This window comes from Campylobacter sp. RM5063 (assembly GCF_024723655.1).
GTDB lineage: Bacteria > Campylobacterota > Campylobacteria > Campylobacterales > Campylobacteraceae > Campylobacter_D > Campylobacter_D lari_D.
Genome location: NZ_JANQDA010000003.1, coordinates 103,577 through 110,038 on the forward strand (window position 1 = coordinate 103,577; position 6,462 = coordinate 110,038).

Below are 6,462 nucleotides of genomic sequence, written 5' to 3' on the forward strand. Positions count from 1 at the left end.
GTAGTATAATTATTACTAGAATTTTATGATTCAATTTAATCACCACCTAACTGAGTGTTGATTAACACCAAAGGCGGCCACCTTTGGTGTTCCACCCTTTGAAATTATACTCAAATCTTACTTAAACTTCTAAAATAAGAAATGATAAATCTTTTATTTAAAAACACAAAGCTTTATATTGCTTTAGCTCTAATGCTTATGCTTAATGTATTTTTATATCTTAAGCTAGATAGCACAAACGCAAAATTAGAAAAAAGTCAAAGTGATTTAAATTTAGTTTTGGGTGTAAATAATGAACTCACGAGGATTACTCAGGAGTTGAAAACAAGACACGAACAAGAGCTAAAAGCACTCTTTTATGCAAATACTCAAAAAAATCAAATCAAAACAAGGGTTGATGATGTTAAAAACTATATATCCAAAAGCAATGAAACTAATACCACTAAGCTTTTTAATGCTATGCTTGATAGGCTGTGGGAGCAAAACACAAGTATTAACCAAAATACAAATTCAAAAGGTATAAATACTAATTGAAGTATAAAAAATGTAGTAAAATTTTTTAAATAGTGTTATGTTGCATTATAATATACTACTTTCTTTTGGATTTTTAGTATATGTTGTGACAATATATCGTTTATTGAAATTACCATTCCAAAAGCCAAGAGATAATTTAGCGATAGATTCTAACAATGATGGTTTTAACGGATAATAAGTATCAATGCGTTCCATTTCCTTGTAAAGAAGATGAAAAAAGCTAGCAAAACTCAATAAGCAAAATAGATGTGTAGAAGTTGGTGAATATTGCTCTAAAAAAATTAAATTCATAGCTTGTATTCAGCATAAAAAAACACATTGTTGTTTTAATTCAAAATTAGCAAGAATATTTAATGAACAAGGACGCCCACAAATTGGAAGAGGTTGGGGTTCTCCAAAAAGTCCTGATTGTAGAGGATTTACTCCAGAAGAATTTCAAAAGTTAGATTTTAGTGAAATAGATTTAAGTGAATTTATTGCTGATATTGTTGGAAGTATTGATGTAGATAAAATACAAGCTGATTCTATAAAAATACAAGAAAAGATTGAAAGCAATCTTGAGAATTTAATAAGAAAACCTACTAATTAAAAAGAAAATAAAATTATAGAAAGGAGATGAAGTTTAGTTAAAAGTTTGTTTGGTAAAAGCCACAAGGGAGTTTCGCCCCTATAAAAGGGGCAAGGTTAATAAGCCTTGACTATAATCATACAAACAAGTATAATTATAAGTACGAAACGAAACATAATTATTTCACCCCCTCTCTAGGGCGTGATTATGCCACAGGGTTGCAGCCTTGTGGCAAACCCTTCTATAATTATACCAAACAAACTCTTTAACTTCTTTAACACAAACAATGGAAAAAATTACTTTTTTTATTATTTAAAATTTATTTTTTTGTGCCTTTATTTAACACAAATGCTAAAAAACAATATATAAAACTAAAAGAAAGGAGATGAAGTTTAGTTAAAAGTTTGTTTGGTACCGCAGGTAGCTCACTCTAGTTGCCCCAAAAAGGGGCTTGGTTAATATATCTTGACTATAAATAGGCAAAGTAGTATAATAACCACTAAAATGAGCTTTACGAACCTCATTGAGTTACCTCCTTTCAGGGGTTTCACAATTTAGCCGTAGGGGGTCAGCCTGCGGCTTAAACCCTTAATACAATTATATCAAACAAACTCTTTAACTTCTTTAATACAATTGATGAAAAGATTTTACATTTTATTCCTTAGTGCTTTAATTTTTGCACCTTCTTTATTATTTGGTGCTACAAATATAGATGATAATCATATTATCTTTACTTGGGGCTATGGTGAAGTAGCAAATGATATTTTACAAGCCATAAAAGGTATAACAAGTGGTGCTGATTATATGGTTAAAATTGTTATGGCTATTGCCTTTTTTACTTTTGCTATTAAAAAAGTAATGGATGAAAGAACTAGCCCTATATTTGAATTTGGTAAAATGATTTTTATCATGGTTATTATTTGGCAATGCTTTTTAAAAGCACCAAATGACGCTCAGCATAGATATATGATACATGATAATATAACAGGTAAAGATTATATAGTTTCTCAAGTTCCACTTGGTATTGGTTTGACTTTTTCTTTCATGTCAAGAATGGAAGATTCCATTACTAAAGCTATGGAAAAATTTTATTCTACTCCACAATCTACTAATTTTTCTAATGCTGGATTTGGTTTTACTTTAAGATCTACTATGGATTTACCAGATTTAGAATTAAGTCAATTTAGTCCTAGAACACAAAAAAATCTTGATTTATTTTTTAGAAACTGTGTTATTTATGGAATGGAATTAAATAAAGGCAGAATGGATACTAATTTTAGACATAGTGATAATTTATATGAGGATTTATTTGAAATAGGCAAGGGTAGTCAATTTACTTTATATTTTGGGGAAAAAGATAAAGGTAGTATTAGATCTTGTACTCAAGCAGGTGCTTTGATTAAACAAGATTTAGGTTCTTTAGCTCCAAAAATAGAAACTATCCATGCGCGTATTTTAGGTAGTAAAGATGAAAATGCTTATAGAGCTTCAATGCAGGGTGTTTGGGAAATTTTCTCAGGACAAGCTACACAAGCAAGATCTCAATTAATGCAAGCTATGTTAATTAATGCTTCAAGAGATTCTTTAATTAATACTGCAAAAATGGTAGGACTTGATCCAAATGCAGTAGCTACAAATACAGCAGTAGCTGAGCAAAACTTCATGTCAAGTATGCTAACTCAAGGTATGATGGCTCAAACTTATTTGCCACTAGCTAAAGCTTATTTAACAGTTTTAATTATAGGTTTATCATGGATTATGGCTTTACTCTCTATTATGTTTGGTGATTTTAGACATATAAAAATGTTTTTTACCTTATGTATATGGATAGTTTTATGGACTCCTATATTAAGTATTATTAATTATTTTAATGATTTAAATCTATCAAAAAGTGTTCAAGTGTTATTAGACGGCTCATTAAGCTTTTCTATGAGTAATAGCTTATCTTTCTTTAAACAAATATCTGAGCAAACAAATTTCATTAATTATCTTGTAATGCTTACTCCATTATTAGCTTTTGCAGTAGCTAAAGCTAGTGAGCAAGGTTTTGTGTCAGTAGCTTCATCTTTATCACAAACCCTACAAGGTGCTTCAAGAAGTGCAGGAAGTTTTACAAATCAGCAAGCTTTATCTACTGAAACCAAAATAGCTTCTCCTTTAGGTGAAGAAGTTATTGCTAAGCATGCTGGTGTAACTTCTTATTTGGGGGCGTATAATGTAGGTAATCATAGTTTTTCTGTTAATTCTATATCTGGTGGTGGAAATACTGTTACAGATGTTAATACTAATTCAAAAGTAAGCTATGATAATAATGGGGTGAATTCTGCAAATATAACTGGACTTGACGCAAGCTCTATTAAGACAATGCAATCTAGCGCAAGCAATGATGTATCAAAAGCAATTGGTGATACCCTAAAAACTGGAAGAACTTCTCAGGATATTGCTAACATGGCATTTGATCATTCTTCTTCTCATGGTATTAACGCTCAAGCGCAAGAAGTATTTAAAGCTTCTGCCACTAAAGCATTTGATAAAATGGCTCAAGCTGGAGATACTAAAGCAAGTGAAATTTCTGGCGCATTAAAAGCTGGAGCTAGTGTAGCAGGTATAGTAGGTGGTAATGTGAGTATTACAGAAAAAGATGGAACTAGTAGGACTTATACCTTATCAGATAAAGAAATGGAGCAATGGAATAAAGAATTTGCAAACAATGTTTCTTCTACTTACTCTAATGATTCATCTGTTAGGGCTTCTCTTAATAATGCCTTCTCAACCTTTACAGGTAAAGAATTTTCTCAAGTACATTCTGCTATTGATAAATATAGTTCAACTGAAAGTTTATCTCAAAATGTCAATGTAAATTCTATTCCTAAAGCGCTTAATGACTATATAAAATCTGGTGATAATACAGAAATTACAAACGCATGGAATACTGGAAATAAAAACCATGCTATTACAATGGCTATGAATGACTTCCAAAATTGGGCTGTAAATAATCCACAGCAATTATCTAAATATTTTAATGCTGGAGAATTTGACAATCCATCGAATAATATAGGAGAAATTAGTAATAAAAATTATCACGCTAGTGGTGAAGTTGCTTCGTTTAACAATAGTAACATATCAAAAGTCGATGGTTCAGCAACTAAACACGCTGATCAATATCAAAATAATGTTAAAACGCTAAAAGAAGGACACCAAGATCAAACAGGACAAAGTACTACTTGGGGAGATTCTAGTGGTAATACTCAAAAAGAAGTATCAAGTGGTCTGCAAAATACAGAAAAGGATTTCAAAGATGGAGCAGTTAAGAGAACAGGTGGTAATATTGTCAAAGGAAGTAAAATGGTTACTGACGCATTTGCTGAAATTACAAAATAAAATAACTCCCATAGAATTATGGGAGTATTATTTCCATAAAACCATTTTGTTTCCTATAAAAGTTACATTGCTTATTCTATCAACCAATAAATTAATTAAAAAAAACCTTTTCGCCTTTTTTATTTTTTGTATATAACTCTCCTATACCTTCAGCATTAAGGAAAGAAGGATCATACATATGTTTATTATTTTTTAGCTCAACTGTATCTTCGGTTTGATTTCCGAGATATTTGATTCTACCTATAAGAAAAAATCTTATTATACAATAAGGACTTTTTAATATAGAGAATAATATATCTTTAAAAGTTGGTTTAATGTATTTACTGTCTTTAATACTTTTAATAGTGTTTATCCAAGATAAAACATAATGTAAAATGAAAGTAATTGCTATTAAACCTATGAGAGTTTTAGTAAATATTTCATTTTTGCTTATAAATAAAATACCTATATTAATTAAAATTAATCCAAATAACACAACAAAAGCGATCTTTGATTTAGCATTTTTCCTTACCACATTTTCCATAATCTCAACCTCTTGTTTTTGATTTTCTAATTTTCCTATATATATATTTATACTTCTTTTAACTCTAAATAAATCATACTTAATTACATTAGCAACAGCACTTAATCTAATTTCCTTATTATCGTGAGCTGCGAAATTTCTAGTGTCATTTATTCTTTTTAAATCTTTTTTGTCAAATAAAGATAAGATTTCATCATCAGCACTTTCTTTGATTTTTTTAAAGCTTTCACTGATTTTAATTAGAGAAACAAAAATAAATCTTTGTGAATTTTCATCGTGCAATGTTTTTAATACATTCTCATCTTTGATTTGCTGATAAATTAAATTAATCTCATTTGCAATTTTTTGTAATCTTTTTATGTTCTCTAATCTTATTTCATTTGACATTTAAATTCCTTTACATTTAATATTAAAATTATACCAAAATTCACAATAAAAATCAAGTTTTTTAGTGCTTTTAAATGCCTATTTTATAGTATTTTGCAAGGGTTTTTTATATTTTACATTTTTGTCCTTTATAAAGTTTATTTTAAGTGCTTTTTAAGCGTATTTTTTACACATAAAAGTCCTTTATATATCCCCTAAATGTCCTTTATAAAGTCCATTTTTTCTTTTTTTTATTATTTTTTGCTTAAAATCTACCAAAAAAGTGCTTTATTTCACCCCTAAAGGTGCTTTATATATCCCCCAAAAGTCCTTTATAAAGTCTTTTTTATAAGCATTAAATATTGATATATTAGTATTTATTCTGTTTTATAATTTAACTTGTTAATTTTAACTTTAAAATTAATATTGGTAAGATAAAAAATATTTTTTGTAAGATAAAAGCTGTTATTTTTATTAGCTTTAGAGAGTATAGATTAAGATTGTATTTTTAATTCTTTGTGAGTTATTTTGATATTATTCTTTTCAGTAATTTTTAAATAATTTACTATGACTGCCTAGTTTTAAAATATTTAACTCTAGTTCTTTATCATGTTTTTGATAAATCAATAATAAATTAGACTTTATGTGACACTCTCTAAAATCTTTTAATGCGCCTTTTAGTTGATGATCTTTATATTTTGGTTCTAAAATTTCATCGTTAGAAAGCTTTATAATAACTTTATCTGTTATTTTACGCTCTTCGTTGCTTATTTTTTTATAGGCTTTTATAAAATCTTTATGATAATAAATTTTATATTTTGCCATCTTGATAAGCTTTCACAAAATCTTGATGTGAATTAAAGCTTAATGCAGTGTTATCTTTTTTTTCCTTACTAAGCTCTTTGCTTGCATTTAATATCTTATTTTCAAAACTACTTAGTTTAGGTTTAGAAACTTTACATTTAGCATTTATACTTTTAGCTAAACCTTTAAATGCAGGCAAAAAATCTTCACTGACATTTTCAATAATAAGAGTCATGAAATTCCTTTCTCAAAATCATATAATATAATTATATTGTATTTTAATCAA

The 6,462-nt window shown here is 28.4% G+C and carries 6 protein-coding genes and 1 pseudogene; 3 read left to right on the plus strand and 4 right to left on the minus strand.

What is annotated here, in order from left to right:
- Positions 1–141 precede the first annotated feature (141 nt).
- Positions 142–534, plus strand: coding sequence for a hypothetical protein (locus CAMP5063_RS02100; protein ID WP_263737285.1), 393 nt, complete (start codon positions 142–144; stop codon positions 532–534).
- Between the two features lie 45 nt (positions 535–579).
- Here CAMP5063_RS02100 and CAMP5063_RS02105 read toward each other — a convergent pair whose 3' ends face one another.
- Positions 580–729 (minus strand): hypothetical protein, encoded by a 150-nt coding sequence (locus CAMP5063_RS02105; RefSeq protein ID WP_337194727.1) that lies wholly within the window; start codon positions 727–729, stop codon positions 580–582.
- Between the two features lie 82 nt (positions 730–811).
- On the opposite strand from CAMP5063_RS02105, the pseudogene traN reads away from it, so the two are divergent.
- A pseudogene (traN, locus tag CAMP5063_RS02110) lies at positions 812–1,123 on the plus strand (conjugal transfer protein TraN); the annotation flags it as partial.
- A 615-nt stretch (positions 1,124–1,738) separates the two neighbouring features.
- Complete coding sequence (locus CAMP5063_RS02115) at positions 1,739–4,483, plus strand: conjugal transfer protein TraG N-terminal domain-containing protein (RefSeq protein WP_337194728.1); 2,745 nt, start codon at positions 1,739–1,741, stop codon at positions 4,481–4,483.
- A 91-nt stretch (positions 4,484–4,574) separates the two neighbouring features.
- Here the strand turns inward: CAMP5063_RS02115 and CAMP5063_RS02120 are convergent, their stop codons facing one another.
- The 3 genes from CAMP5063_RS02120 to CAMP5063_RS02130 form a co-directional block, all read right to left on the minus strand.
- On the minus strand, positions 4,575–5,393 hold the full coding sequence (locus CAMP5063_RS02120; RefSeq protein ID WP_337194729.1) for a hypothetical protein: 819 nt from the start codon (positions 5,391–5,393) through the stop codon (positions 4,575–4,577).
- A gap of 522 nt (positions 5,394–5,915) precedes the next feature.
- Positions 5,916–6,197, minus strand: coding sequence for a type II toxin-antitoxin system YafQ family toxin (locus tag CAMP5063_RS02125; RefSeq protein WP_337194730.1), 282 nt, complete (start codon positions 6,195–6,197; stop codon positions 5,916–5,918).
- Positions 6,184–6,411, minus strand: coding sequence for a hypothetical protein (locus tag CAMP5063_RS02130; RefSeq protein WP_039628376.1), 228 nt, complete (start codon positions 6,409–6,411; stop codon positions 6,184–6,186). The genes CAMP5063_RS02125 and CAMP5063_RS02130 overlap by 14 nt, the downstream gene beginning before the upstream one ends.
- Positions 6,412–6,462: the final 51 nt, after the last annotated feature.

What these genes read in the sequence shown, in the direction of transcription:
- CAMP5063_RS02100 (WP_263737285.1), top strand. Translation starts at nt 142, where the DNA reads ATGATAAATCTTTTATTTAAAAACACAAAGCTTTATATTGCTTTAGCT.
- CAMP5063_RS02105 (WP_337194727.1), bottom strand. Translation starts at nt 729, where the DNA reads ATGGAACGCATTGATACTTATTATCCGTTAAAACCATCATTGTTAGAA.
- CAMP5063_RS02115 (WP_337194728.1), top strand. Translation starts at nt 1,739, where the DNA reads ATGAAAAGATTTTACATTTTATTCCTTAGTGCTTTAATTTTTGCACCT.
- CAMP5063_RS02120 (WP_337194729.1), bottom strand. Translation starts at nt 5,393, where the DNA reads ATGTCAAATGAAATAAGATTAGAGAACATAAAAAGATTACAAAAAATT.
- CAMP5063_RS02125 (WP_337194730.1), bottom strand. Translation starts at nt 6,197, where the DNA reads ATGGCAAAATATAAAATTTATTATCATAAAGATTTTATAAAAGCCTAT.
- CAMP5063_RS02130 (WP_039628376.1), bottom strand. Translation starts at nt 6,411, where the DNA reads ATGACTCTTATTATTGAAAATGTCAGTGAAGATTTTTTGCCTGCATTT.